This is a genomic window from Flavobacterium amnicola (assembly GCF_004122165.1).
In the GTDB taxonomy this organism is placed as follows: Bacteria; Bacteroidota; Bacteroidia; order Flavobacteriales; family Flavobacteriaceae; genus Flavobacterium; species Flavobacterium amnicola.
Window position 1 is genome coordinate 1 of the sequence record NZ_SBKO01000014.1, and the last position, 602, is coordinate 602.

General features: G+C 29.4%; 1 protein-coding gene. It reads right to left on the bottom strand.

What is annotated here, in order from left to right; all coding sequences use genetic code 11:
• Positions 1-138 precede the first annotated feature (138 nt).
• Positions 139-558 (bottom strand): hypothetical protein, encoded by a 420-nt coding sequence (locus EQG63_RS12145; protein WP_129436642.1) that lies wholly within the window; start codon positions 556-558, stop codon positions 139-141.
• Positions 559-602 lie beyond the last annotated feature (44 nt).

A 602-nucleotide genomic window follows, 5' to 3' on the forward strand; every position in this document is an offset into this window, starting at 1 on the left:
TAACGTCCCGCCGGCTTCACGAAGTGGCGATTTAGCGGACGATTTATTTTCGGTTAAATTTAATGTTTTTTCGTGAAGAAAAAACATGAGGTATTTAAACAGCCCGCCATTTCGTGAAACCGCTGTTGTGCGCTGTTTTTATTTTATATTGTTATTATTTATGTCCAAAACATACTCAACTTTCGCCATACTAAAGTATCCTCTGTCTATAATTTTATATTTCCAGTTTTTTCTGTTCAGAAATTCTTCTTTGATTTTTTTGTTGTTAAAAGTTATATATAAAGAGTCAACACTTTCTAAAAATTCATTTTCTTTATCGTGAACACGTCCAATTTCTCCATAACTTATAATTTGTGCTCTTTCATGTTTTTTTATATGAATAATTTTTATGGAATCAATTTCTGAAATCGATCTTTTGTTTATATTAAGTTTCGTTACAACTTTGAGATCAAAATCACTATTATTTTCAACTATATATTCATTCATTAATCCAGGATCGCATGAAGTAAATGCGAATGAAAAAAGTGTTAGAAATATAAGCACATAAATTTTATTCATAGTGAGTTATAGATTTTGTTAAGGTAAAATAGCGCACAACGTCC